The sequence below is a fragment of the Erwinia sp. E602 genome (genome assembly GCF_018141005.1).
Taxonomy (GTDB): Bacteria; Pseudomonadota; Gammaproteobacteria; order Enterobacterales; family Enterobacteriaceae; genus Erwinia.
This window is the reverse complement of record NZ_CP046581.1, coordinates 205,302-229,812: the sequence shown is the minus strand read 5'-3', so window position 1 is coordinate 229,812 and position 24,511 is coordinate 205,302. Positions and strand designations below refer to the sequence as shown.

The window sequence follows — 24,511 nt, the reverse complement described above, 5'->3', positions numbered from 1 at the left end:
CCGCAGCTCTGGCGGGTAACTGCCGCGTATCGGTTCAGGGGGCGTCACCGGTCAGGAGGCGGTTGTCATTTTTTGCATATCGACTGCCGGATTGCTTATTTCCCCTGCGATGACGGTCAGGACACACTCCATCGCAGGTCGCTCCCGGCCCGGTGGAGCACAGGCGAATACAAGGACTGCGTGGGTACTTTTATGGCAAAACTGGCAATTTCACATATCGCATTTCTCACCCCCGGCAATTACCCGGATGAAACGCCGCTGCAGGGGCTGGAGGAGACGCTGCAGCTGTTCGAACTGGGCGAGGCGCTCGGGTTTAACGGGGCCTGGGTGCGCCAGCGCCACCTTGAGCACGGCGTGTCGTCGGCCAGCACCTTCCTCGCCGCCGCCAGCCAGCGCACCCGGCGCATAGAACTGGGTACCGCGGTGATCCAGATGGGCTATGAGAATCCGTTCCGGCTGGCGGAAGATCTGCTGACCGTTGACGTCCTCTCCGGCGGGCGGCTGAACGCCGGCCTGAGCGCCGGTAAGCCTAACCATCTGGAGCTGATCGGGCCGTCGGTGTTCTTTGATGACTGGCAGCAGCAGGACTATTCGTATGGTCGCGTTAAGCAGCTGCAGGACAATCTGCGCGGCCACTATCTCGGCCCGGAGGGGGAAACTATCGTTTCACCGGGCAACCAGCAGCGTCCGCGCCTGCACCCGCAGTCGCCGGGGCTGGCGGACAGGCTGTGGTACGGCGGCGGCTCGCTGCGTTCGGTCAGCTGGGCGGCGGCCAACGGCTTTAACCTGCTGATCGGCAACCTCACCTCCGGTGAAAATACCGATGACTACCACACCGCGCAGCTGGCGCAGCTCAAGGCCTACCGCGAGAACCTGCCCGCCGGCGCACGCCCGCCGCGCATCGCGGCAGGACGGGTGATCGTCCCTACCGACGGTGCCAGCGAGGCCAGCCGCCGCCGTTACGCCGGGTTTGCCGCCAGCCGCCACGCGCGGACGCTCGCCCCGCAGGGCGAACGCCGCACGCTGTTCTCAAAGGATATCGTCGGTAGCGCAGAGGAGATTATCGAACGGCTGGTGAACGATCCGGTGCTGCATCAGGTGGACGAGCTGCGGCTGGAGCTGCCGTATGAGTTCAGCGCGGCGGAGTACCGGCAGATCCTCACCGACTTTGCGACGCTGATCGCGCCAGAACTGGGCTGGTCGCAGGGGACGTCGCTACCACGCATTGCATGAGTCACGGGCCAGACGGTTAAAACGCTTGCAGGCTTTGCTGGCTCAGTTAAGGCGAAAACGGGAAAGAGTAAGCATCAGCGTGTCCGTATGCCTCAGGCACGCGAAATGACCGCTGGCTTAAGTGAGCGGATACCGGCCATCGCAGGATAAAAATCAGCCCCGTCGGGTGACGGGGCCGGGATTTTAAGGTTGTTCAATCCACACCGTCTGCGGATTGGTAAACTCACGCAGGCCAAAGTGCGACAGCTCGCGGCCAAAGCCGCTGTTTTTTACTCCGCCGATCGGCACGCGTGGGTCGGAGAAGCTCGGGCTGTTGATAAACATGCCGCCGGTCTCCACGCGCGACGCCAGCTGCTGCGCTTTCTCCAGATCGCGGCTCCACAGGCTGCCGCCCAGGCCAAATTCGGAGTCGTTAGCCAGCTCAATGGCGTGATCGGCATCTTTTGCCACCACCAGCGAGGCGACCGGGCCAAACAGCTCCTGCTTAAAGCTGGTCATCGCCGGCGTGACGTTAGCCAGCACCGTTGGCGCATACCAGTTACCCACGCCCGGCAGCGGCTTGCCGCCCAGCAGCAGTTCAGCGCCTTCGCGCAGGGTCGCCTGTACCTGACCGTCCAGCTCGTCGCGCAGATCGTAACGCGCCATCGGGCCGATCCAGACGCCGCTTTCACGCGGGTCGCCAATTTTCATTGCCTCAACCGCGCTGACAAACTTGTCGCGGAAGGTGTCATACACCGATTCCTGCACGATAATGCGCTTGGCGGCGATACAGATCTGGCCGCTGTTCTGGAAGCGCCCGGTGATGGCGCCTTTTACCGCAGCATCAATGTCCGCATCCGCCAGCACGATAAAGGCGTCCGAACCGCCCAGCTCCAGCACGCATTTTTTGATGGCGGCACCGGCCAGCGCGGCAATCGCCGAACCGGCGCGCACGCTGCCGGTGACGGTGACCGCTTTGATGCGCGGGTCGCGGATCGCCTGCGCCACGCCGTCGTTACCGGCGTTGATCACCGAAAACAGACCGACCGGCACGCCGGCATCCTGCAGCACCTGCTGCAGCAGCAGCGCGCAGCCGATAACGTTAGGGGCCGGCTTCAGCAGGTAGCTGTTGCCTCCGAGCAGGATCGGCACCGCGCCGCGCAGTACCTGCCAGATCGGGAAGTTCCACGGCATCACCGACAGCACCGGGCCCAGCGGCAGGTAGTCAACAAAGGCTTTGTTACCTTCCACCAGCGTCGGTTCGCGCGCGATATAGGCCGGGCCGTGCTCGGCGTACCAGTCGCACAGCTTCGCGCTCTTCTCCACTTCAGCCAGCCCCTGGTCGATCGGCTTGCCCATCTCGGCGGTCATCATCTCCGCCAGCGGCCGGGCGTGCTGACGGATCGCCCCGGCCATGGTGCGCAGCAGCTGCGCGCGATCGGCTACCGGACGGCTGCGCCAGGCCTTAAAGGCAGCATCCGTCTGCGCCAGCGCGGCGTCCACGTCGGCCTGGCTGGCAAACGGATAGCGCGCCAGCTCTTCACCGGTTGCGGGGTTACGGGATACGGCGACGGTTGTCTGGGTCATGATTGGCACCTTTTATCAGAGTTGACTGTGAAGTATGGCAGCCAGCGCCAGCTTCGAATGGACTTATCATAGGCTTGCGATACCTTCATGAAAAATGAATAATTAAGAAAATAACCGTACTGAAAAGAGAAAGATGATGGATCTGACCCAGCTGGAGGTATTTCGCACCGTGGCCGAAGAGGGCAGCATTACCGCCGCCGCCGGGAAGCTGCACCGCGTGCCGTCGAACGTCTCCACCCGCCTGCGCCAGCTGGAAGAGGAGCTGGGCTGCGAACTGTTTCGCCGCGAGAAGCTGCGGCTGCATATAACCGACAGCGGCCGCACGCTGCTCGACTACGCAAGGCGGCTGCAGGCGCTGGCGGACGAGGCGCGCGCCTGCGTTTCCGGCCAGCAGCCGGGCGGCATTTTTACGCTGGGGTCGATTGAGAGCACCGCCGCCGTGCGCCTGCCGCCGCTGATTTCGCGCTATCATCAGCGCTGGCCGCAGGTAGAGCTGGACCTGACCACCGGCCCGTCCGGGGCGATGATTGACGGCGTGCTGAGCGGCCGCTACAGCGCCGCCTTTGTTGACGGCCCGCCCAGGCATCCGCAGCTTGAGGGGGTGGCGGTGTTTGCCGAAGAGCTGGTGCTGATCTCGGCGCTCCATCACCCGCCGGTGCCGGACGCCGCCAGCATCTCCGGCGCGACTGTCTACGCCTTTCGCGCCAACTGCTCCTATCGACGGCGCTTTGAGAACTGGTTTGCCCGCGACGGCGCGGTGCCGGGTAAAATTTTTGAGATGGAGTCCTATCACGGCATCGTCGCCTGCGTCAGCGCCGGTGCCGGGCTGGCGCTGGTGCCGGCCAGCATGCTGGCGAGCATGCCGGGGCGCGACAGCGTGCGCGCCTGGCCACTGGCTGACGGTCAGGGTGCCGCCGAAATCTGGCTGGTGTGGCTGAAGGACAGCCAATCGGCTAACCGGCGGGCGATGACGGAGATGTTCGAACCGCTTGTTTAAGCAGCGAGGCTGGTGGGGCAAAAGATCTGAGGAACCACAGGGATTCTCTTCAGGATGCTGAAGATCAGATCGGTATTGCAACAGGGTTTGCGATTAGCGCATCAATTTGAGATTGAACAGGGGTCAGAAGGTCTACTTCAGTGCCCGGCACATGGATGGATACAATCAGGCTGTATCTCGCTTCCGAATCATATTTTTCAAGCGCCTGACGGGTTCTCCACCATCCCTGCCCCGGAAATACGGCCAGAAAGCCACAGTTAGCCAATTCAGCGGCGGTGCCCTGCCAGATGTCCTGATGGAGCGAGCCCTTATGGCGCTGAGTCTTACCCAGCAGCCAGTTTTTATCATTACCTGAAGCCATTGCCTCTTCGCCCACAACCTGGGCGGCAGCATTAATACGTGCTCTGAAATCATCGAACTGTTCTGTAGGGCGCTTCATCGCGAAACGCAAACGATGCGAAGGGTAATAGAATTTTGACACAGACCCTCGTGCCGATGGGTTGGGCTCAATGAAATAAGAAAGCGTCACCCTCATTTCAACAGGCGTATCACGAAGCTCAAGCAACTCCTGGACAGGCCAGGGAAGTGCATGAACGTTCATTTGATGGGTTTTAATACCCTCACGGGTTCTGTGATAGGGCCGCAGGCTGCTTTCTTCAATCAGGGACAGGCTGTTGTTGACGCTCCACATAGCTAGATTTTGGTCGGGTATACCCCAACCGCAGTGTCTGATGAGCCTTGCATACCCGGTCTGATTGTTCGGCGGATACATATCCAGCATTTTCGGCGTCCAGCGAGCTGAATGCGTCATTAACCCGCGGACGGTTTCAGGACGAAGGTCCGGAAAATGAGCCATCAGCTTCGCGGCCATGCTGGCAGCCAGGGCAGAAGCCGCACTGGTGGCATTGATAGTGGTAAATAAATTCCGGTGAAACCGGGCGTTTACCGTCAATAGCTCCAGGCTTTCGAAGTTATCGGACATTGTGCCATCAGTACCAGCATTACCGCCTTCAAATACAACATCCGGCTTAAGCGGCCAGACGTTGTCCCAGCCAGATGAAGTTGAGGTGAACGGACTAAGCCCACCTTCAGCTGCCAGCACGTTAAATCCGGGTTCATCCAGCGAGGTTTTTCTGGTGCTGGCCCCCACCGTCAGAGCATTCCACGCCTGCGCCGGATCGTGGATACGATTTACTGAAAGGCTGTCCGGGTATCTTTGCCAGTGGTCAGAATCGAAGATGTTACCGGCAGACAGGACAAACAGCCGCGGAAAAGCAGGTTCCGCTCCTGAGTCAGCAGCCAGGGAATCCACCATTGCAGACCACGATGAAGGTTTACCAAAATCGCGATAATCTGTGGCCGTTACTGCCGAGCTGAATACCCGCCTTCTCTCTGCAAAACGAATCTCCGGACGCGTTACGGCCATGCTGAACAGATAAGCGTGATCGTGGGCGTCACCATTTTGTTCTTCAGACGCTGAGTAAAGCTTCACAGACTCCAGTCGATGGCTAATACCGAGTTCGCCCGGAGAAACGAGTACGTCAAACATGTCGCCATACAGTGCCAGCCCGGCAAGTCCGGTGCCGTGACTGACGCGATCGTCGGTTCCCCAGGCCTCGTTAACGGTATAAACGTCATCTTCATGCACCAACGGGGAAATCAGAGGATGGGCACGATTTAGGCCCGAATCGAGCAGGCAAACATAAGGGATGGCCTCCCCCTCATCTGGCACGCACAGGCGTCCCAGCATTTCTTCAGCCCACAAGCTCTGCTCATTTAGGGATTCACGTGTGAAGAACTCTGCTGTCTCTTTTGCCCGGCGCAGCTCTGCCACGCAGTTGAGAAGCAGTCCTGAACGGGAAAACTCACGCTGCGAACCAAACATCCAGGTAACCGTTCGCTCCGGGAAAGTAACGGCATGCCCGCTGGCCTTACAGCCTGTCGTTGAGATTATTGTGCGAAAATCGGCGAGTACGGCGTCACGATTACCACGCACCGGCAGCCAGACTTCCCACCAGAACGATTCTTCCTGATCGGTTGGCAACAACTCATCATCATCCGTCCAGAGAGAGCGAATAGTGGAGAGACGGATAGCAGAGAGGGTATTAATTAATGGCTTGTGTGCGAGTGAAACGCCACTTACGCTCCGCCTGTCTTCCAGATAGGCTTTCAGGTATTTCTCAAAGTGGCTTATTTTACCGTCAGGGATGAAGACGTTTGCCGAGGTAATATCTTCTTCACTGACGTGCAGGCTCAGTACTTCAATGTTCCTGGAGCGGTCACGACTTCGTTCGTTGCTGAGGCTCTCAAAGGCCAGAGCAACGTCTGGCTGACCAACAAACTCAACCTGTATACCAATACCGCTTTGCAATGCCGCTGCTCTCTGCTGATCCCGAGCCTGCTCCGCCTTCTCACTTACCTGCCTAAGCTGGCCACTGAGCATTTGCCCGTGCTGCTGACGATCTCTCTCAGGCAATGGAGGAGAGCCACTACTACCCGAAGGAGGAGTGGTAAAAGGTTCGTTCTTTGCAGTACTCGGGAGAATGAAATGCGGTCGTTTATTTGCGGCTGGTTCCGTCATGATTCAAATTCTTATTTCCATTTTTCGCAAGCTTTAGGCTAATCTGATGCCGCTCTTCCAGCGCATGTCTGAGCAGAGTGATATCAACCGTAGTACGGTCGCTCATTAACGCATCTTTGATCGACTCATCCACCGCCCGGCAAATTTCCGCATAGTTCAGCCCATCGAGCAGGGCTGGCAGGCCAGTCTTCCTGAAGGGTTTTGGACTAAAGGCACCCAGTCTTACCCTAAGCAGATCCATTCCCTGTTCCGGCGTTGGCAAATGGTATTCAATCACATCATCAAATCGCCTGAAGAGTGCGTAATCAAGGATTTCCGGATGGTTAGTGGCGGCAACAATCACGCTATTAGAATTATCCTGCTCGATCATTTGCAGAAAGCTGTTCAGTACTCGACGAATTTCACCAACGTCATTCGCCAGGCTGCGCTGTGAGCCAATAGCATCGAATTCATCGAAAAAATAGACCCCGCGAATATCCGCCATAGCGTCGAACACCTGGCGAAGCTTGGCGGCGGTTTCGCCCATAAACTTGGTGATGAGAGCATCGAAGCGTACCTGAAACAACGGGATACCGAGTTCACCGGCCAGAGCGGAAGCGGTAAGCGTTTTTCCCGTTCCCGGCGGGCCGACCAGCAGAACTTTACGCCGCGGCGAAAGGCCGTGTTCACGGATGCGCGCCATCATTCGCTGTTCGCGAACAAGGCGGTTTAACTGTGCTTCCGCAGATTTTTCAAGCACAACATCTGAGAGGCGATAATCCGGCTCGCTTACGTTCAGCAGGTTCCCAAGATCGGTTCGCGATTTGGCTGCATTGGCAAAGGGCACCAGCTTGCCGTTTTTATCACCGGCCAGTTTTGCCTTACCTTTGTCGAGCATACTCACCAGCTCATCGGCTAAACGGCCATGGCCTTGTTTAGCTTCGTGCGCAGCAACTTGCATGGCCACCGAATAGAAGTGTCCATCATCGCGACTGATGTGCGATTTAATCAGTGCTTTAAGTTGGTCTGCGCTTGCCACGTTAGTAACCCTGTGTTCTGGTGCCTGAGAAAAAATATCATCCTTTAAGAGTTTAGAATGAAGCCGATCCTGAGTAAATGTGATTTAACTCTTGGGTTGACTACTTCTCCTGATCCCATTGGCCTGCGCATAAGATTAGATACAACTCACAGTTTGATCTGGAGTGACCCTGACCCGAAATCCTGCACACTTGTCCCTCCGCGCTCCTAACGTTCAGTAACGCATCATCACTGATTTCAGCCGGGTGTAATCCTGAATAAAGGCGCTGCCAAACTCGCGTCCGTTGCCGGAACCTTTGATACCGCCGAACGGCAGCGCCGGATCGAGGATGTTATGCATGTTGATCCAGACGGTGCCCGCCTGTATACCTTCGCTGTAGCGCAGTGCCTTGCTGAGGTCGTGGGTCCAGACGCTGGCGGAGAGTCCGTAAGGGGAGTCGTTAATCCACTGCAGCGCCTGTTCCTCCTGCTGCCAGGCGAGAAAGGCCCCGACCGGGCCGAAGGTTTCCTGCTGCATAATGGCGGAGTCCGCGCTGCGGGCGGCGATCGCCGCCGGCAGCAGGTAATATCCCTCCCCTGCCGGGCGGGTACCACCAAAGACCAGCCGGTCTCCGTCCTGCTGCGCGGCGGCAATCAGCCCCTGTACTTTTTCCAGATGCGGCGCGTTGGCCAGCGGGCCGAGCAGGCACTCATCATCCAGTGGCGAATCTGGCTTCAGAGCCGCCAGGCGCAGGCTGAGCGCCTGCAGCACCGCGTCTATTTTCCCTGCCGGCAGATAGAAACGTTCGGCGGAAGAGCAAATTTGCCCCTGGTTGAGATAACCCGCCTCCATAATGCCGTCAACCATCTCCTCAACGCTAAGATCGTCAAGGAACAGTGCCGCGTTTTTACCCCCCAGTTCCAGCGTGACCGGGATGCCGCGCTGGCTGGCGGCGTCCCCAACCACGCGTCCGGTTTTCATTGAGCCGGTGAAACTGACCTTCCCGCAGGCGGGGTGAGCAATTAACAGTGGCCCCAGCACCTGGCCATCGCCATTGACAACGTTCAGGGTACCGGGCGGAAACCCCACCTCATTCGCCAGCTCCGCCACCCGCAGCAAGGTTAGCGGGGTATACTCGCTGGGCTTCAGCACCACGGTATTGCCACAGATCAGCGCGGCAGCAAACTTCCATACCGCAATCATGATCGAAAAATTCCACGGCAGAATGCCAACCACCACGCCCAGCGGTTCGCGCACGGTGAAGGCGCGGTATTTCTCGTCAGCGAAGGGGGGGATTGATACCGCCAGGGTTTCCCCGTTAATCTTTCCGGCCCAGCCGGCGAAATAGCGCAGAAACGCCACCGACTGATCCAGCTCCAGCCCGCGTGACAGCGCGATGGTTTTGCCGGAGCAGAGGGTTTCCAGCTGCGCCAGCTCCTCACGATGTGCCTCCAGCGCTGCGGCCAGCTTCAGCAGCAGGTTGCCACGCGCCAGCGTTGGCGTGGCGGCCCATTCGCCGTTAAAGGCCGCCTGCGCGGCGGCCATCGCGGCGGTGACCTCTGCGGCACCGCCGTCGTGCACTTCTGCAATGCGCTTACCGCTGGCCGGATCCACCACCGGCCGCCGTGCGCCGCTGCCGCTGCGGCGTTGTCCGTTAATAAAGTGGCCGTGATCGCGCGGTAAAAACTCGCTTACCGTCGTGAGAAGTTGTGCCCTGCCCATATCGCCTCCGCTGAATTCTGACTGGTCAGATCATCTCAGCACCGGACAGCGGCGAAAAAAATCCCCCATACGGATGAGCGGCACAAAAGGTCAGTCGGCCAGCAGGCTCTTTAAGGGCAGCATCGCCAGGGTCACCGCCGCATTGAGCCGTTCGCGGCTGGCACCGTCGCGCGCCTGTACCGACAGACCATGCAGTACGGTGGCGTAATACTCCCCCAGCGGCTGCGCGGCCGCTTCCGCCCGCAGCTGCCCCTCCGCCTGCGCCTGTTGCAGCCGGGCAACGATTTCTGCAGTACGATCTTTACGTTGCTGTGCCAGCCACTGCGCCAGCGGTTGATTCTCCTCGCTCAGCCCGCCCGCCGCCGAGACCACCATACAGCCGGCGGGCGGTTCGCTGTCGGTGTACAGCACTACCGCCTGCTCCAGCATCTGGCGCACGGCGCTGAGGATCTGCGGATGCTGCAGCGCGCGCGCGGCAAATCCTCCTTCGTACTGTTCGTAGTGACCGATCGCCTCACGGTACAGCTGCTCCTTTGAACCGAAGGCCTTATAGATACGCGCCGAGGCAATGCCCAGCGCGGCCACCAGATCGGCCAGCGAGGTGCCCTCATAGCCGTGACGCCAGAACAGATCTCTGGCGGCAATTAACGCCTGCTCACGGTCAAATTCTCTTGGTCTGCCCGCCATCATGGCTCCATCGTTGGGTGCTGGTTGCCGGTTATTATGCTAATTATTCAGCCTGTTAGCACCTTAATCCGCTAATAAATACGCCGCGGGATGAGCGAATTGTGCGGCACACGGCCAACAGCCGTTGCCCAGGATGCTGATTTTACCCTATTGTTTGTCAATCAACAAACAATAGGAGTTCAGTATGCAAACCATTAAGGGTCCAAGCCTGCACCTTGCTCAGTACAGCGACGACGCGTTTCCGTTTAACAGTCTGGCGGCGGTGGCCGCATGGGCGCAGGAGAACGGCTTCCGGGCGCTGCAGATCCCGGCCTGGGACCGGCGTTTTATCGATATTAATCTGGCGGCGGAAAGCCAGTCGTACTGCGATGAAATCCGCCAGCTGATGGCACGGCATCAGCTGCAAATCAGCGAACTGACCAGCCATATCTTCGGCCAGCTGATGGCGGTACATCCGGCCTATGATGCGCTGTGCGACAGTTTCGCCCCGCCGCATCTGCAGGGTAATCCCATAGCCCGCCAGCAGTGGGCGGCCGGTCAGATGCTGGCGGCGGTAAAGGCGTCGGCGCGCTTCGGGCTGACCGAACTTGGCACCTTCTCCGGTTCGCTGGCCTGGCCCTATATCTTCCCGTTCCCGCAGCGCCCCGCCGGGCTGGTAGAGACCGCGTTTGACGAACTGGCCCACCGCTGGCTGCCGATCCTTGACGCCTGCGACGCGCACAACGTCAATCTGTGCTTTGAGATCCATCCCGGTGAAGATCTGCACGATGGCATCAGCTTTGAGATGTTCCTGCAGCGCACCGGCCACCATCCGCGCTGCCGGATGCTGTTTGATCCCAGCCACTTTGTGCTGCAGCAGCTCGACTACCGCGCGTTTCTGGAGATTTACCAGCCTTACATCCGCATGTTCCACGTCAAAGACGCCGAGTTTAATCCGACCGGCCGTCAGGGAATGTACGGTGGCTATCAGCCGTGGGCCGACCGCGCCGGGCGGTTCCGTTCCACCGGCGACGGCCAGGTCGATTTTAAGGCCATTTTCGCCACGCTAACCCGTCAGGGTTATGCGGGCTGGGCCACGCTGGAATGGGAGTGCTGCCTGAAAAACAAGCTGGACGGTGCACGGGAGGGCGCGGCGTTTATCCGCAGCCAGATTATTGAGGTTGCCGACACGGTATTTGACGACTTCGCTGCCGCACCGCTTGATCCGGTTGGCCTGCGTACGCTGCTGGGGATGACATCATGAAGACAATCTTTTCACCCGTCAGCCCCGATATGCTGCCGCAGGGCTGGCAGCACCACTATCCGCAGGTGTCCGGCCGTAAACTGCATCTGGTCACCGCCGGCGAGGGTAAACCGGTGCTGCTGCTGCCGGGCTGGCCGCAGACCTGGTACACCTGGCGCTATGTGATGCAGGCGCTGGCCGCGGCCGGCTTTCAGGCGATTGCTATCGACCCACCGGGTTGCGGGGAGTCAGACACGCCGGCGGCGGGGTATGACACCGGCGCGATTGCCGCCATCCTGCATCAGATGATGCTGCAACTCGGGCATCCGCGCTTTGCGCTGATCGGTCACGATATCGGGATGTGGGTCGGTTACGCGCTGGCGGCCGATTTTCCACAGGCGGTCGAGCGGCTGGTGCTGACCGAAGCGGTGATCCCGGGACTGGCCCCGCCGCCGCCGGTTTTTGTCGCGCCGGAAGAGAATATTTTCCTCTGGCACTTTATGTTTAATCAGCTGGCCGATCTGCCGGAAGCCTTAACCGTTGGCCGTGAACGGCAGTACCTCAGCTATATCTTCGACCGCTGGTCGTGGCGACGCGATGCGGTGGCGACAGAGGTTTATATCAACGCCTACAGCGCGCCAGGGAGGCTGCACGCGGGTTTTAACTACTATCGCGCGATCCCGGAAACGGTACAGCAGAATCTGCAGCGGGCGCAAACCCCGCTGGCGATGCCGGTGCTGGCCATCGGTGCCCGGCACGCCACCGCAGAGGCACCCTATCAGACGCTGCTGCCGGTGACCCGCGATTTGCAGCACGCCATCGTCGATGACTGCGGCCACTTTATTACCGAAGAGTGCCCGCAGGCGTTCTGCAATCTGCTGCTGCCGTTCCTGCAACAGGGAGCAGACCATGTCGCTTGATCCCGCCGTTGCCGCCTGGCTGGCGGCGCAATCCGGAGTCCCTGCCCCGCACACGCTGGCCGGGCTGCGTCAGGCCACCGATGCGTCACTAATCCGGCAACAGGGTGGCGATCGCGATGCGCACTATCAGTATCGCCTGAGCCTGCCCGCCGCGGACGGCACGCCGATCGCGGTGAGGATCTACGAACCCTATGCGCTGGCGAAGAGGCAAAACCGCCCGGCTCTGGTGTACGCCCACGGCGGCGGCTGGTCTCTGGGGTCGCCTGACGCATGGGATCGCCCCTGCCGGCGGCTGGCGGAGGCCACCGGCTGTGTGGTGCTGTCGGTCGACTACCGGCTGGCGCCGGAGCATCCCTGGCCGCAGCCGCTGGATGATTTTTATGCTGCGCTGTGCGGCATTCACCTGCTGGCGGAACCGCTCCGGCTGGATCCCGCACGTATCGCGGTGGGCGGCGACAGTGCAGGCGGCAATCTTGCGGCGGCGGCCTGCCTGCTGGCTCGCCAGCGCGGCGGGCCGGGCATCTTCCACCAGCTGCTGCTATGGCCGGCACTGGATGCGACGATGAGCAGCGCGTCATATCAGTATTTCGCTACGGGCTATGGTTTAACGGCGGAAATGATGACGCGTTGCTGGCAGGGTTATACCGCGGGAGCTTCGCAACAGGAGCCGCTGCTGTCGCCGCTGGCGGCCACGCAGTTGCAGGATCTGCCGCCGGCGACCATTCTGAGCTGTGAATACGATCCGTTACGCGATGAGGCGGAAGCGTACGCCGCACGACTCGCCGAAGCTGGCGTCAGGGTACGTTCTGAACGCCTGGCTGGGCAGATCCACGGCGCAATGCATATGACGGCGGTGACTTCACAGGCAGACCGCTGCTATGACCGGGCGGCGTTTCTTGAGAACCACCACTGATCCCCTTCCCCCCCACCCCAGCCGGTATACCGTACCGGCAATCCACAGGCAAAAAAACCACTGCATCAGAGATGCAGTGGTTTGCTGATTTTACCTGCCGATCGCCCGGCGATTAACGATCGCTGATGGCAATCCCGTTCGCTTCATTCAGCCCCCACAGGGAGGCGGTGCGTAAAGTTGCCTGACGGGGTTGTGGTTTTCCCGTCAGTTGCCCGTCCAGTGACACCAGCGTGGTGCTGCCGGTGACGTTAGACACCACCGCAGAAACCGGTGGAAGTGCCCCCGCAGAAGATGCAGCCAGGCTGGCACCGGACAGGGTGCTCAGGATGACGGCAACAAGGGCTAAAGATGTGCTTTTCATAGTTCCCCCTGATGCACCATCACATTTTGCTGTTACTGGTAGATAACCGCAGTGCCGTGCAGTTTGTTATTGCCGGATGCTGAGGTGATACGGAATGATTTTGCACCGGCCTGCTCTGCTTTTGCTGCCAGACGCGCTTCAAGAGAAGTCAGGTTAGAGGCGCCGCTGGCGGATACCACGCCGATCTCCTGCTGCTGTTCAGGCGCGCTGCTGACCTGATCGGCGGCAAAACCGGCGAAAGAAACGGTAGTCAGGGCGATGGCGGCCAGGGTCATTTTGATGGTTTTCATGATTTTATCTCGCTTTGATTCGTTGATTTAAGGTTGCCGTCGTTATTTATTAACGATCGATAGGTAAATGATAAGCAGAGCGTGGCAACCCGTCAACATCATTTTATTAACGATCGATAATTTAATAGTTAAGATACTGAATTTACGTTGAATAAAGTTAGAATTTTTTGTTCTTACTGCTGTGAAAATCTGCGAGCAATGTCACTCGACAGGCGCATATAATATTTTTATACTGATTGATAACTTAATCTTTTGTGCGCTAATGCGAAGTGAGGAGTAATGACGATGACTGAGCAGGACGCCGTAACACGTAAAGGCCGTGGCCGGCCAAAAACCTTCGACCGCGAGGCGGCGCTGGATAAAGCGCTGGAGCTGTTCTGGCGGCACGGCTACGAAGCCACCTCGCTGGCCGATCTGGTCGCCGCCACCGGTGCCAAAGCGCCAACGCTGTATGCGGAATTTACCAATAAAGAGGGGATGTTTCGCGCCGCCGTCGATCGCTACACGGATAAATTTGCCAGCCAGAGCGAGGCGCAGCTGGTCTGCCCGGAGAGCTGCGTAGCCGGGGGCATCGAGAACTATTTTCGCACCACCGCCGCCTGCTTTACCGACGGTGAAAAGCCTGGCGGCTGCTTTTTGATCTGCACCTCCACCGGCCTGTCGGCCGACTCAACCGAGGTGGCGGAGATGCTGCGTAAAAAGCATCAGGGCCAGGAGGCACAGCTGCTGGCGTTTCTGCAGGGCCGTCAGGCGGCAGGCGAGCTGGATCCGCAGACCCACGTGCAGCAGCTGGCAAGTTATCTTGGCTGCCTGCTGCAGGGCATGTCGGTGCGCGCGCGCGAAGGGGCTTCCCGCGCGGAGCTGGATGGACTCATCGATACCTTAATGCTGCAGTGGCCGCTGCTGAGCCGGCTGGGCTGCGACGCATCAGGCACCGAAACTGACTGAATCTCCGGGCGTGTAGGTTACGCCCGGTTTTTACCGCGGGTAGATCGCCTGCAGGCCGGTTATGCCCGGGCAGCCAGGTCTGATGGCATGGCCCTCAGCTGCGCTTTGCGCGTTCCGCCTGCACCTGCTGCGCGATACGGTCGCCGATCGTCCGATCGATTGCGCGCCAGTAATCAAAGGCGCGCGACAGCACAGGTTCTTCAACGCCGTTCAGCAGATGACCGCTGACGTTATTCACCAGCCGCTGACGGGCGGCGTCATCCATGACCTGATTAATCAGCGTATTCGCCTGACCTACGTCATCGTCATCGCGGCGCAGCGTGTAGGCCTGGCGCACCATCTCGCCGCTGGCCGGCCAGGCAGAATCGGTAGGATAACGCACGCCGTCGGCGGCCGGGCCGCCTTTAGAGTTCGGCGCATAGACCGGATCGCTGACCGGGTTAATCCGCATCGCACCGTCCTTGCTGTAGCTGTTGACCGGCGAGTGCGGCGCGTTGACCGGGATCTGCTTGTAGTTGACGCCCAGCCGTGCCCGGTGCGCATCGGCATAGGCAAAGATACGGCCAATCAGCATCTTGTCCGGGCTGAGGCCGATACCGGGGACCAGATTGTTCGGCTCAAACGCCGCCTGCTCGATCTGCGCGTGGTTATCCGTTGGATTACGATCCAGCGTCAGCCTGCCCACGCGAATTAACGGATAGTCAGCGTGCGGCCACACTTTGGTCAGATCGAACGGGTTAAAACGGTAGTGTTCCGCTTCGGCAAACGGCATCACCTGCATATACAGCGTCCAGCTGGGGTGCTCACCGCGCTTAATCGCTTCAAACAGATCGCGCGTATGGTAATCACCGTCCTGGCCGGCCAGCTGGTCAGCCTGCTCCTGCGCCAGGAACTTAACGCCCTGATCGGTTTTGAAGTGATACTTGACCCAGAACTTTTCCCCGGCGGCGTTAACCCACAGGTAGGTGTGGCTGGAGTAGCCGTTCATATGCCGCCAGCTTGACGGAATGCCGCGATCCCCCATCAGCCAGGTCACCTGATGGGATGACTCCGGCGACAGCGTCCAGAAGTCCCACTGCATATCGTTGTCGCGCAGGTTGTTATCGGCGCGGCGCTTCTGCGAACGGATAAAGTGCTGGAACTTCATCGGATCGCGGATAAAGAACACCGGCGTATTGTTACCCACCATGTCGTAATTGCCTTCCCCGGTATAAAACTTGATGGCAAAGCCGCGCGGGTCGCGCCAGGTATCAGGGCTGCCGCGCTCTCCCGCCACGGTGGAGAAACGCATTACCACGTCCGTTTTTACGCCCGGCTGAAACAGCGCCGCTCTGGTATAGCGGCTGACGTCATCCGTTACCTGGAAATGGCCGAAAGCGCCGCTGCCTTTGGCGTGGGGCTGGCGTTCAGGAATGCGCTCGCGGTTAAAGTTGGCCATCTGTTCGATCAGGTAGTGATCGTGCAGCATAATCGGGCCATCAGGGCCGACAGTCAGCGAATGTTCATCGCTGGCGACCGGTATGCCAGCGTCGGTGGTGGTGGGTTTGCGGGGATCGTGGCTCATCGTTGTCTCCTGACGAATTGAAGAATCAACGATTAAGGGTAGTTCAAACACCCACTTTTGGTGGGTGATTAGTGTACAAGCCGTTAAATAAGGCTGCCGGGCGGTGCAATCCGAGGTGGCATCACCACAAAACCATCCACCGCACGCTGCTGATACCACTGCGTCATGCGTTCCGCCAGTGAATCAGCCGTCGATAAAGCCGGAACCGGCGATCCATCGTCAGCCCGCGTAGCAGACTGTGGTTTCAGGGAACAGCGCCAGATGCATCGTCATATCGTTATCCTTTTGCAGGCTGATTGCTGACGGTAAGGTCACGCTCAAACCACTTTTCTGAAATCTTCTTCAGCGTGCCGTCGGCGCGCAGCTGTTCGATCGCCACGTCGACTTTTTTACGCAGCGCTTCACCGCGTTGATCCTTGCGGAACGGCAGCGCCACGGTTTTCTCACCGAAGGTTTCCCCCACCACCTTCAGCGGCAGGTTGCGGTGTTTAATCCGGCCCAGCAGCAGTACTTCACCGGAAACATAGGCGTCAACCTTGCCCTGCGCTACGCTGTTAATCACCACGTCGGAACCGTCAAAGGTCACCAGCCTGATTTTGTTTTCCGGATCAAATTCTTTCAGCACGTTGGCATAGTTGGAGCCGAGATCGGCGGCCACGGTCTTACCGGCCAGGTCTTTCAGCCCGTGCACGGTGGTATTGTTGACGCTCACCGCCAGCGCGGCGGCTGAGTAGTAGTAAGGCACGCTGAAGTCATACTTCTCGCGGCGCTGCGGGGTATCGGCAAAGTTACCCACCGTATCCACCTTGCCGGTTTCCAGCGAGCCGAGCACCCCCACCCAGTCCGAGGTGACCCACTCAATTTTGTAGTGGATTTTGTCCGCCACTGCCATCAGGATTTCGGCGCTGAAGCCCTTCACCTGTTTGCCTTCCACAAAGTAGTGCGGATAGCCATCCGGCGTGGCGCCGACCCGCAGCACCGGCTGATCCGCCGCGGAGTCAGCGGCCTTGTCGCAGCCGCTCAGCACGGCCAGCGCGCCGGCCAGCAGCGCAATTTTATAGCCTTTCATAACGTGATTTCCCGATGAGTCAGACGAGGTAAGGTTTGCCAACGGCCCGTTCCAGCCGGCGCTGCAGCGCGCTGAGCACGATGGTCAGCGCCCAGTAGATCAGGCCGACGGCAAAATAGGCTTCAAAGTACTTCAGTGATTCGGTGGCAATCAGCTTGCCGCCGGCCAGCAGTTCGCTGACGCCGAGGGTAAACGCCAGCGAGGAGTTCTTGATCAGTCCAATCCAGATATTACCTGCCGCCGGCAGCGCGTTGCGCCCGGCCTGCGGCAGCACGATGCGCCGCGAGGCCTGGAACCCGCTCAGCCCGGACGCCAGCGAGGCTTCCCACTGGCCTTTATCCACCGAGTCGATGGCGGCGCGAAACACCTCGGCCAGGTAGGCGGCGCTGTTCAGGCTCAGGCCGATGATCACCGCCCAGGTGGCGTTCAGGCTGTTCATCGCCGGAAACAGCTGCGGCAGGCCGAAGTAGATGATCAGCAGCTGCACCAGCACCGGCGTGCCGCGAAAGAAGGAGATATAAACCTGAGCGAAGACGGCCAGCGGCCGCGCGCCCCGTAGCAGCACCGCCAGGCCGATGCCCAGCAGCGTGGCCATCACGATGGAGAACAGTGCGATATACAGGGTGACCGGCAGGTAAGTCAGCAGCTGGGGGATCAGCGCCAGCATATAGTTCACATCAAAATTCATCAGCAAAACTCCCTTTTACCGGCTCAGGCAAACTCATGAAGAAAACGGTGGGCGCGGTGGTGCCCGCCGGCGTCAAACAGCTGGTCAGGGGCACCCTGTTCGATGATGCGGCCCTGATCCATAAAGAAAATTCGCTGGGAGATGTCACGGGCGAAGCGCATTTCGTGGGTGACGATCAGCATGGTCAGCGCACGCTCCGCCAGGCTGGCAATCAGGTTAAGGACGTCACGGCGTAACTCCGGATCGAGCGATGAGGTCGGTTCATCCAGCAGCAGCGCGGCCGGCTCCAGGCTCAGCGCACGGGCAATGCCCACCCGCTGCTGCTGGCCACCGGAAAGGGTAACCGGATAGGCGTCGGCCTTATGGGCCAGCCCCACCTGGTCCAGCAGCTCCCGGCCCCTTGCTTCAGCATCACCGCGTGAAAAACCGCGGCCGTAGATCAGCACTTCAGTGATATTTTCCAGCGCGGTTTTATTACGGAACAGGTTGTAGTGCTGAAACACCATCGCGCTCTGGCGACGAAATTCGGCGGTGCCGCGGCGGGTTAAACGCCCGGCGTCGATCTGCTTATCGCCGATCTGCAGCTGGCCGCTGTCCGGTTTCACCAGCAGGTTCAGGCTGCGCAACAGGGTCGATTTACCCGAGCCGGACGGGCCGATAATCGAGACCACTTCACCCCGCTTCACGCTGAAGTTAATGTCGCTAAGCGCCTGGTAATCTTTGAATTTTTTATTTAAACCGCTAACGCTGATCATTACTGTTTCCGCCCTTTTCACATGAAATTCAGTGTAACGCGGGCAAAAAAACAGGACGAATGATTAAAAAATATATGGTTAACCGGGAGATGGGTTAAGGCGAGGGGGCAGCGAACAGGACCCACGGTGCGCCGCAGTCAAAAGAGCAGGCAGGGAAATTCAGGGCGAAAAAAAACCCGACCTGGTAAGACGGGTTTGATTTCTGTTCCTGTTGTGGGTGGTGACCACGTCAGAAACTGTGCCACAGGCAATTTCAGCAAGAGGGTGATATTTTAATCCTGAACCTGGTGCTGTCAATCTGTAAACGCCATCGAAGTGATGAAGCATGCTAATTGTCACGCGGGTAATTATCGCTATGATGTGCTGGCTGAGAAATGTAAGTCATGGCATTCAATCGGGTGGCAAAGCGTCAGGCGCTCAGATTTTCCCGTTCGGCAACAGGTGGTGCTGTCCGTTCTGCCTCCACCCGGTTGAGTGCTACAGACAATTTCAGCAAGATACGCGTCGTGAGGGAGACCCAAAGGCATAAGCGACGTGTGGCACTCTCCGCGTGATGGAGAACGCCCAAGTGATTAATCTGGCAACCATCCTGGTAACGTTGCAGATCGTTTACGTTACCCTGCAGATTATCGTTGCAGTCAGGCAACTGACCGGAAGCCCGTAAGGGCCAAAGGGACTTGAAACAAGGCGGGGGCGACCACCCCTGCCTTTTTTCGTGGAGTGTGGGAAATTCAGGGGGCGAAAAAAAACCGACCCGGTAAGACGGGTTTAATTTCGGTTCCTGTTATGGGTGGTGACCACTTCAGGCGTTGTGCTACGGGTATCTTCTTGCAAAAGTAAGCCTACCCCCGCCATCGATTGTGTCAACAGGTTATCAGTTGTTAACCGGGATCACCGCACCTTTGTACTTGGTGCGGATCCAGTCCTGAATAGCTTTCGAGTGCAGCACGTCGACCAGCGCCTTGATGTCCGGCTTGTTCTCGTCGCCGCGATGCACGGTGATGATGTTGGCGTACGGGTTGTTCTCACCGCTCTCGACGGCGATGGGATCTTTCACCGGGTTCAGGCCGGCGTCGATGGCGTAGTTGGCGTTGATCACCACCGCGTCGCCTTCGTCGTTGTTATACATCTGCGGCAGCAGCGCGCCTTCCACGTTCGCCAGGAACTTCAGCTTTTTCGGGTTTTCCACCACGTCGCTGATGCGCGCGTCAACCTTGCTGACGCCCGGCTTCAGCTTGATGACGCCGGCTTTCTCAAAGATCGACAGGATACGCCCCTCTTCGGCTACCGCGTCACGCATAATGATTTTGCCGTTCTGCGGCAGATCCTGCAGCGATTTGTACTTTTTAGAGTAGATGCCGATCGGCTCGATATGGATCGCACCGGCGCTGACGAAGTCATAGGTTTTGTCGCCCGCGTGGTCTTTCAGCACGCTGTTCAGGTACGGGATGTGCTGGAAGTAGTTGGCATCGATATCACGGCTGGCCAGCGCGGTGTTCGGCAGGATGTAGTCCTGGAACGGTTTGATCTCCAGGTCAATGCCCTGCTTCGCCAGAATCGGTTTAGCCTGCTCCAGAATCTCCGCGTGCGGTACGTTAGAGGCGCCCACGGTCAGCGTGTCTGCCCATGCGCTCAGGCTCAGGGCTCCCAGGGTGGCCGCAGCCAGCAGCGTCAGTGTTTTTTTCATGTTTTAAGTTCCTAAAAGTTAACGTTTATCGAGCCGTGTAGTCAGTACATCACCTAAAAACTGGATAATAAACACGATCACCAGAATCATCACCGTTGCCACCAGCGTCACGTCGCCGTGGTTGCGCTGGAAGCCCTCAAGGTAGGCCAGGTTGCCGAGGCCGCCGGCACCGATCACCCCGGCCATCGCGCTGTAGCTGACCAGCGCAATCAGGGTGACGGTAATCCCGGAGACCAGCGCCGGCGAGGACTCCGGCAGCAATACGCGGAAAATCAGCGTGCTCAGGCGCGCGCCCATCGAACGCGAGGCCTCAATCACCCCTTTATCGACTTCGCGCAGGCCGATCTCCACCAGCCGGGCGTAAAACGGTGCCGCCCCGACGATCAGCGCCGGCAGCGCGGCGTCCGCACCGAGAATGGTGCCGATCAGCGCCTTGGTAAACGGGATCAGCAGCACGATCAGGATGATGAACGGAATCGAGCGGAAGACGTTGACCAGCAGCGAAATCGTCGAGTAAATGGCCCGGTTCTGAAACAGGCCGCCGCGGGCGGTCAGGAACAGCGCCAGCCCGAGCAGAATACCGAGCACAAAGGTCGCCACGCCGGACAGCGCGGTCATATACAGGGTTTCAAGCGTGGCGTTCCACAGCTGGTCGAGCTTCAGGTGGGGAAACAGGGACTCAGACATGGCTTACCACCTCGACAGAAATTTCGTGAGCGTGCAGATCCGTAAGGATGCTCTCCAGCTGGGGACCGCTGGCCGGGACCTGCAGCCACAGCTCACCGAAGGTGCCGTTGCTGGTCTGGGTCATTTTGCCGTGCAGGATGTTGAACGGCAGCGCATATTTCAGCGTCAGTTCACCGACAACCGGCTCACGGGTGCTCTGGCCGACAAAGGTCAGCTTCAGCACGCTGCCCGCCTCTGCATCCACCAGCGCCGGGTTAAACGGCGTGTCAGCATTGCTGTATTCGGTAGTCTGGCGAACGAACTGACGGGTAATCGGCTGCTGCGGATGGGTAAATACCGACAGCACTTCACCCTCTTCCACGATTCGCCCGGCTTCCATTACCGCCACGCGGTGGCAGATTTTGCGCACCACGTGCATCTCGTGGGTGATCAGCACGATGGTCAGCTTCAGCTGACGGTTAATATCTGACAGCAGGTCAAGAATGGCATCCGTGGTTTGTGGATCCAGCGCGGAGGTTGCCTCATCGCACAGCAGCACGTCCGGGCTGTTGGCCAGCGCGCGGGCGATACCGACGCGCTGTTTTTGTCCGCCGGAAAGCTGAGCGGGATAAGCCTGCTCTTTGCCGCTCAGACCAACCAGCTGGACCAGTTCAGCAACCCGGCGCTGGATGACCGCTTTCGGCGCACCGGCGATTTGCAGCGAAAAAGCGATATTCTCGCTGACGGTACGCGACCACAGCAGATTAAAGTGCTGAAACACCATGCTGATCTTCAGCCGCGCCTGGCGCAGCGCTTCGCCGCGCGCCCGGGCAATATCCTGCCCGGCGATGATCACGCTACCGGCGGTGGGTTTTTCCAGGCCATTCAGCAGGCGGATCAGCGTACTTTTACCCGCACCGCTGTAGCCAATAATGCCGTAAATCTGCCCCTGTTCCACACGCAGGCTGACGTCGTCTACGGCGGCGATCGGGCCGCTTCTGGCGTCGAATGTTTTGGATACGTGACGTAATTCAATCATCTGAGCTCTGTTTTTCTGCCGTAAATCAGCAAAATATGCTGATTAATTAATCTGATTATCGGTCGGGAATTATCGATAGCATTAATTGCTAAGCGATAGTAAGCAGCGGTGAAATAGTTGGAAACGACTGAAATGCTATGGCTTATAACGAAATGACATATCAAGGGCGCGGAGCGGATGAACAACAGGCTTTCTGCCGACGTTTACTGACGTCAGCCGCCTGTTCCGGCCTGTGCCGGGATGAGGGCCAGGATAGACTCTGCTCAGCCCACGCCCCAGTCAGAGTCAGAGTCAGAGTCAGAGTCAGAGTCAGAGTCAGAGTCAGAGTCAGAGTCAGAGTCAGAGCAGGTTAGCCCCCCTCAGGTACGCTGCAAGCAGAACACCCTGGGGAAAAGGGGAAGCCAACGTCGGGATCATTAGTGCCTGCGGGGGCCTCCCGCCTGCCGCCGTTTTACAGGCTGTTCACCGCCCGGGCGAAGAAGTCCCGCGCGCCGAAGTTGCCGGACTTCAGCGCCAGCGCCAGCGGCCGGCTGCCGCCGGAGACCAGCGCAGGCACGCCGGTGTCGATCTCCCGGCCGATGGTCAGCGCACCCAGATCCAGCGCGCTGACTACCGCGCCAGAGGTTTCGCCGCCGCCGACCACCAGCCGCCTGACGCCCGCCGCCACCAGCTGACGGGCGGTCTGGCCGAACAGGTCGTCCAGCGCGGCGGCAATACGTTCGCGCCCATACTCTTTCTGCAGCCGTTCGACGGTTTGCGGATCGCCGGACGAGTACACCAGCGGTGCCTCTCCCTGATGCATAAGAATAAATTCCACCAGCTGCTGCGGCCCGATTGTGCCGTTCAGCACCGATTCCACCTCAATCATCAGCACCGGATGCTGCTTCTGATGCTCGTCGATCTGCCCGCGGGTTGCGCCGGAACAGCTGCCGACGAGGATCGCTTCAGCGCCGCCGAGGGGCGTAATGCCCGCCTGCCGGCCGTGCGCCCTGCCCTGAGCGATAAAGTTGTGCGGCAGCGCCAGCGCGATGCCCGAGCCGCCGGTCACCAACGGTGCCCCCCGGCAGGCGCGGCCCAGGGTGGTCAGGTCGTGATTGCTGATGGCGTCCACCACCACCAGCGTTCGCTCTGCCTGCCCCTGCTGTGCCAGCGCCTCGCGCAGCGCCTCGCTGCCCTGCGCCACCTTTTGCCAGCCCAGGTGCGTTACCTTAAGCGAGGTCTGCCGCTGCAGCACCCGCCGCAGATCGGCATCGGTCATCGGCGTCAGCGGATGATGCTGCATGCCGGACTCATTCAGCGGCCGGTCATACACAAACAGGTGCCCCTGATAAACCGTCCGTCCCATCGCCGGAAAGGCCGGGCAGACCACCACGCTCCGCGCGTCAAGCTGCGCGGCCAGCGCCTCGGTCACCGGACCGATATTGCCTTCGTCGGTTGAGTCAAAAGTGGAGCAGTACTTAAAGACGATCTGTTCACACCCCTGCGCCTGCAGCCAGCGACAGGCGGCCAGCGACTGCGCCACGGCCGCGGCGGCCGTGAGCGAACGGCTCTTCAGTGCGATAACCCCCGCCTCAACCCCCGCTGCGGCCGGGGTGGACGGCACGCCCAGATACTGAACGGTGTGCAGACCGCCCTCACCCTCCAGCCCTTTTGACAGGGTGACAGCGATATCGCTGGCCCCGGTAAAATCATCTGCAATCACGCCAATTAACATCATTTCTCCTCGCCACAGTGGTTAACAGTGGCCTTAATCAGGCTGACTGCGGCGTGTGGCGCGGTCAGCACCGGGATGCTGACCCGGCTGCGTACCGCCTCAGCCGCATTAGAGGTCGAAAAGTGCGCCAGCATGATCACGTCGCAGTGCGCCAGTTCGTGCGCCCGCTCGGCCACCAGCCGGTTATGGCTCTCACGGTCACCTTTGCGCAGCAGATCGATGGCGTCCGCCACCAGCACCGTGGTCAGCCGTGCCTCACTGCCTGCCTGCGCCACAAACTCCTCAAATTCGGCGGTCATTGTCTCCACCGCCGGGCCGAAGGTGGCCAGCATGCCGATATTTTTGCCGCTGTTCAGCGCTTCGCGGAACATCGCCTCGTTGGGTTTAAGCACCGGGATCGGCAGTTCAGCGGCAAGCCGGTCAATGGCCGGGCCGAACGCCGAGCAGGTGACCAGGATAGCCGCCGCCTGCATATCGTGGGCGTATTCGCCCAGCCGGACAAAGCGGTCGGTGAGTTCAGCGGTCAGCCCGGGGGTTTTCGCACGGTCAATCGTCAGGCCGTCGTCCAGCAGGTTAACCAGTTCCGCTTCCGGCCACAGATCGGTAAAGGCACTGTGGATCGGTGCCATCGCCACCGGCGTGGCGTGCAGTAAAACAATTCGTGAAGTCATGTCAGTTTCCGTTCAGTCGGGTTCAGCATAATGTAAGGGCTTACAAATGTTCCTGTAAAGTGATGCTCGTCACATAAAATAGCGATACTTCTCACCGCACAGTGTTGAAATTTTATGCCACAGACAGCAATATTGAAAGCGCTTACAAAAATTCCCGCCAGCCGCCGACGACGTAACCCTTGTCGTGGCGCGTGGCAGCACCGCCAATGGAGTGTGAAACC

At 59.4% G+C, this 24,511-nt stretch carries 22 protein-coding genes; 6 read left to right on the top strand and 16 right to left on the bottom strand.

The genetic code is table 11. The annotated features are described in order from the left end of the window. Positions 1–192: 192 nt before the first annotated feature. Positions 193–1,233, top strand: coding sequence for an LLM class flavin-dependent oxidoreductase (locus GKQ23_RS01000; RefSeq protein WP_212408192.1), 1,041 nt, complete (start codon positions 193–195; stop codon positions 1,231–1,233). A 183-nt stretch (positions 1,234–1,416) separates the two neighbouring features. Here the strand turns inward: GKQ23_RS01000 and GKQ23_RS00995 are convergent, their stop codons facing one another. Then, positions 1,417–2,799, bottom strand: a complete 1,383-nt coding sequence (locus tag GKQ23_RS00995; RefSeq protein ID WP_212408191.1) for an aldehyde dehydrogenase family protein — start codon at positions 2,797–2,799, stop codon at positions 1,417–1,419. Positions 2,800–2,935: 136 nt separating this feature from the next. Between GKQ23_RS00995 and GKQ23_RS00990 the strand changes: the two genes are divergently transcribed. Next, positions 2,936–3,796: a LysR family transcriptional regulator gene (locus tag GKQ23_RS00990; protein ID WP_212408366.1), complete on the top strand. Its 861-nt coding sequence runs from the start codon at positions 2,936–2,938 to the stop codon at positions 3,794–3,796. Between the two features lie 64 nt (positions 3,797–3,860). Here GKQ23_RS00990 and GKQ23_RS00985 read toward each other — a convergent pair whose 3' ends face one another. From GKQ23_RS00985 to GKQ23_RS00970, 4 genes are all read right to left on the bottom strand, one after another. Beyond that, entirely contained in the window at positions 3,861–6,377 is a 2,517-nt protein-coding gene (locus tag GKQ23_RS00985; RefSeq protein ID WP_212408190.1) for a S8 family peptidase, read from the bottom strand. After that, positions 6,355–7,395, bottom strand: a complete 1,041-nt coding sequence (locus GKQ23_RS00980) for an AAA family ATPase (RefSeq protein WP_212408189.1) — start codon at positions 7,393–7,395, stop codon at positions 6,355–6,357. Before GKQ23_RS00980 ends, GKQ23_RS00985 begins: the two co-directional genes overlap by 23 nt. 213 nt (positions 7,396–7,608) lie before the next feature. After that, positions 7,609–9,096 carry an aldehyde dehydrogenase family protein gene (locus GKQ23_RS00975; protein ID WP_212408188.1) on the bottom strand — a complete coding sequence of 496 codons (1,488 nt, stop codon included), beginning with the start codon at positions 9,094–9,096 and terminating at the stop codon, positions 7,609–7,611. Between the two features lie 90 nt (positions 9,097–9,186). Further along, the gene (locus tag GKQ23_RS00970; protein ID WP_212408365.1) at positions 9,187–9,783 is read right to left on the bottom strand and encodes a TetR/AcrR family transcriptional regulator; all 597 of its coding nucleotides are present in this window, start codon (positions 9,781–9,783) and stop codon (positions 9,187–9,189) included. Between the two features lie 184 nt (positions 9,784–9,967). On the opposite strand from GKQ23_RS00970, the gene GKQ23_RS00965 reads away from it, so the two are divergent. The 3 genes from GKQ23_RS00965 to GKQ23_RS00955 are packed head-to-tail and all read left to right on the top strand — an operon-like array spanning position 9,968 to position 12,838. Further along, entirely contained in the window at positions 9,968–11,026 is a 1,059-nt protein-coding gene (locus tag GKQ23_RS00965) for a sugar phosphate isomerase/epimerase (RefSeq protein WP_212408187.1), read from the top strand. Beyond that, positions 11,023–11,925 carry an alpha/beta fold hydrolase gene (locus tag GKQ23_RS00960; protein ID WP_101505089.1) on the top strand — a complete coding sequence of 301 codons (903 nt, stop codon included), beginning with the start codon at positions 11,023–11,025 and terminating at the stop codon, positions 11,923–11,925. Before GKQ23_RS00965 ends, GKQ23_RS00960 begins: the two co-directional genes overlap by 4 nt. Continuing rightward, a complete protein-coding gene (locus GKQ23_RS00955) occupies positions 11,915–12,838 on the top strand; it encodes an alpha/beta hydrolase (protein ID WP_212408186.1) in 924 nt (307 codons plus the stop codon). The genes GKQ23_RS00960 and GKQ23_RS00955 overlap by 11 nt, the downstream gene beginning before the upstream one ends. Positions 12,839–12,950: 112 nt before the next feature. Here GKQ23_RS00955 and GKQ23_RS00950 read toward each other — a convergent pair whose 3' ends face one another. Next, positions 12,951–13,199, bottom strand: coding sequence for a hypothetical protein (locus tag GKQ23_RS00950; protein WP_056237523.1), 249 nt, complete (start codon positions 13,197–13,199; stop codon positions 12,951–12,953). A 32-nt stretch (positions 13,200–13,231) separates the two neighbouring features. Next, positions 13,232–13,489 (bottom strand): YdgH/BhsA/McbA-like domain containing protein, encoded by a 258-nt coding sequence (locus tag GKQ23_RS00945; RefSeq protein WP_056237527.1) that lies wholly within the window; start codon positions 13,487–13,489, stop codon positions 13,232–13,234. Positions 13,490–13,774: 285 nt separating this feature from the next. Between GKQ23_RS00945 and GKQ23_RS00940 the strand changes: the two genes are divergently transcribed. Further along, a complete protein-coding gene (locus tag GKQ23_RS00940) occupies positions 13,775–14,437 on the top strand; it encodes a TetR/AcrR family transcriptional regulator (RefSeq protein WP_056237530.1) in 663 nt (220 codons plus the stop codon). 94 nt (positions 14,438–14,531) lie between these two features. Here the strand turns inward: GKQ23_RS00940 and GKQ23_RS00935 are convergent, their stop codons facing one another. The 9 genes from GKQ23_RS00935 to GKQ23_RS00895 all read right to left on the bottom strand — a co-directional run bounded on the left by GKQ23_RS00935 (position 14,532) and on the right by GKQ23_RS00895 (position 24,290). Further along, positions 14,532–16,001, bottom strand: coding sequence for a catalase (locus GKQ23_RS00935; protein ID WP_212408185.1), 1,470 nt, complete (start codon positions 15,999–16,001; stop codon positions 14,532–14,534). Between the two features lie 277 nt (positions 16,002–16,278). Continuing rightward, positions 16,279–17,070 carry a transporter substrate-binding domain-containing protein gene (locus GKQ23_RS00930; protein ID WP_212408184.1) on the bottom strand — a complete coding sequence of 264 codons (792 nt, stop codon included), beginning with the start codon at positions 17,068–17,070 and terminating at the stop codon, positions 16,279–16,281. A 19-nt stretch (positions 17,071–17,089) separates the two neighbouring features. Next, positions 17,090–17,758, bottom strand: coding sequence for an amino acid ABC transporter permease (locus GKQ23_RS00925; protein WP_212408183.1), 669 nt, complete (start codon positions 17,756–17,758; stop codon positions 17,090–17,092). A 23-nt stretch (positions 17,759–17,781) separates the two neighbouring features. Further along, positions 17,782–18,513, bottom strand: coding sequence for an amino acid ABC transporter ATP-binding protein (locus tag GKQ23_RS00920; RefSeq protein ID WP_212408182.1), 732 nt, complete (start codon positions 18,511–18,513; stop codon positions 17,782–17,784). An 874-nt stretch (positions 18,514–19,387) separates the two neighbouring features. Then, a complete protein-coding gene (locus GKQ23_RS00915) occupies positions 19,388–20,200 on the bottom strand; it encodes a MetQ/NlpA family ABC transporter substrate-binding protein (protein ID WP_212408181.1) in 813 nt (270 codons plus the stop codon). 18 nt (positions 20,201–20,218) lie between these two features. Next, on the bottom strand, positions 20,219–20,887 hold the full coding sequence (locus GKQ23_RS00910) for a methionine ABC transporter permease (protein ID WP_056237545.1): 669 nt from the start codon (positions 20,885–20,887) through the stop codon (positions 20,219–20,221). Then, positions 20,880–21,905 (bottom strand): methionine ABC transporter ATP-binding protein, encoded by a 1,026-nt coding sequence (locus tag GKQ23_RS00905; protein ID WP_212408180.1) that lies wholly within the window; start codon positions 21,903–21,905, stop codon positions 20,880–20,882. The genes GKQ23_RS00910 and GKQ23_RS00905 overlap by 8 nt, the downstream gene beginning before the upstream one ends. A 451-nt stretch (positions 21,906–22,356) precedes the next feature. Continuing rightward, the gene (otnK, locus tag GKQ23_RS00900) at positions 22,357–23,619 is read right to left on the bottom strand and encodes a 3-oxo-tetronate kinase (protein ID WP_212408364.1); all 1,263 of its coding nucleotides are present in this window, start codon (positions 23,617–23,619) and stop codon (positions 22,357–22,359) included. Then, positions 23,619–24,290, bottom strand: a complete 672-nt coding sequence (locus tag GKQ23_RS00895; RefSeq protein ID WP_212408179.1) for an aspartate/glutamate racemase family protein — start codon at positions 24,288–24,290, stop codon at positions 23,619–23,621. The genes otnK and GKQ23_RS00895 overlap by 1 nt, the downstream gene beginning before the upstream one ends. Positions 24,291–24,511: the final 221 nt, after the last annotated feature.

Bases quoted from the DNA above. Each gene is read 5' to 3' on its own strand.
- GKQ23_RS01000 (WP_212408192.1), top strand. From the start codon at position 193: ATGGCAAAACTGGCAATTTCACATATCGCATTTCTCACCCCCGGCAAT.
- GKQ23_RS00995 (WP_212408191.1), bottom strand. From the start codon at position 2,799: ATGACCCAGACAACCGTCGCCGTATCCCGTAACCCCGCAACCGGTGAA.
- GKQ23_RS00990 (WP_212408366.1), top strand. From the start codon at position 2,936: ATGGATCTGACCCAGCTGGAGGTATTTCGCACCGTGGCCGAAGAGGGC.
- GKQ23_RS00985 (WP_212408190.1), bottom strand. From the start codon at position 6,377: ATGACGGAACCAGCCGCAAATAAACGACCGCATTTCATTCTCCCGAGT.
- GKQ23_RS00975 (WP_212408188.1), bottom strand. From the start codon at position 9,096: ATGGGCAGGGCACAACTTCTCACGACGGTAAGCGAGTTTTTACCGCGC.
- GKQ23_RS00970 (WP_212408365.1), bottom strand. From the start codon at position 9,783: ATGGCGGGCAGACCAAGAGAATTTGACCGTGAGCAGGCGTTAATTGCC.
- GKQ23_RS00965 (WP_212408187.1), top strand. From the start codon at position 9,968: ATGCAAACCATTAAGGGTCCAAGCCTGCACCTTGCTCAGTACAGCGAC.
- GKQ23_RS00960 (WP_101505089.1), top strand. From the start codon at position 11,023: ATGAAGACAATCTTTTCACCCGTCAGCCCCGATATGCTGCCGCAGGGC.
- GKQ23_RS00955 (WP_212408186.1), top strand. From the start codon at position 11,915: ATGTCGCTTGATCCCGCCGTTGCCGCCTGGCTGGCGGCGCAATCCGGA.
- GKQ23_RS00950 (WP_056237523.1), bottom strand. From the start codon at position 13,199: ATGAAAAGCACATCTTTAGCCCTTGTTGCCGTCATCCTGAGCACCCTG.
- GKQ23_RS00945 (WP_056237527.1), bottom strand. From the start codon at position 13,489: ATGAAAACCATCAAAATGACCCTGGCCGCCATCGCCCTGACTACCGTT.
- GKQ23_RS00940 (WP_056237530.1), top strand. From the start codon at position 13,775: ATGACTGAGCAGGACGCCGTAACACGTAAAGGCCGTGGCCGGCCAAAA.
- GKQ23_RS00935 (WP_212408185.1), bottom strand. From the start codon at position 16,001: ATGAGCCACGATCCCCGCAAACCCACCACCACCGACGCTGGCATACCG.
- GKQ23_RS00930 (WP_212408184.1), bottom strand. From the start codon at position 17,070: ATGAAAGGCTATAAAATTGCGCTGCTGGCCGGCGCGCTGGCCGTGCTG.
- GKQ23_RS00925 (WP_212408183.1), bottom strand. From the start codon at position 17,758: ATGAATTTTGATGTGAACTATATGCTGGCGCTGATCCCCCAGCTGCTG.
- GKQ23_RS00920 (WP_212408182.1), bottom strand. From the start codon at position 18,513: ATGATCAGCGTTAGCGGTTTAAATAAAAAATTCAAAGATTACCAGGCG.
- GKQ23_RS00915 (WP_212408181.1), bottom strand. From the start codon at position 20,200: ATGAAAAAAACACTGACGCTGCTGGCTGCGGCCACCCTGGGAGCCCTG.
- GKQ23_RS00910 (WP_056237545.1), bottom strand. From the start codon at position 20,887: ATGTCTGAGTCCCTGTTTCCCCACCTGAAGCTCGACCAGCTGTGGAAC.
- GKQ23_RS00905 (WP_212408180.1), bottom strand. From the start codon at position 21,905: ATGATTGAATTACGTCACGTATCCAAAACATTCGACGCCAGAAGCGGC.
- otnK (WP_212408364.1), bottom strand. From the start codon at position 23,619: ATGTTAATTGGCGTGATTGCAGATGATTTTACCGGGGCCAGCGATATC.
- GKQ23_RS00895 (WP_212408179.1), bottom strand. From the start codon at position 24,290: ATGACTTCACGAATTGTTTTACTGCACGCCACGCCGGTGGCGATGGCA.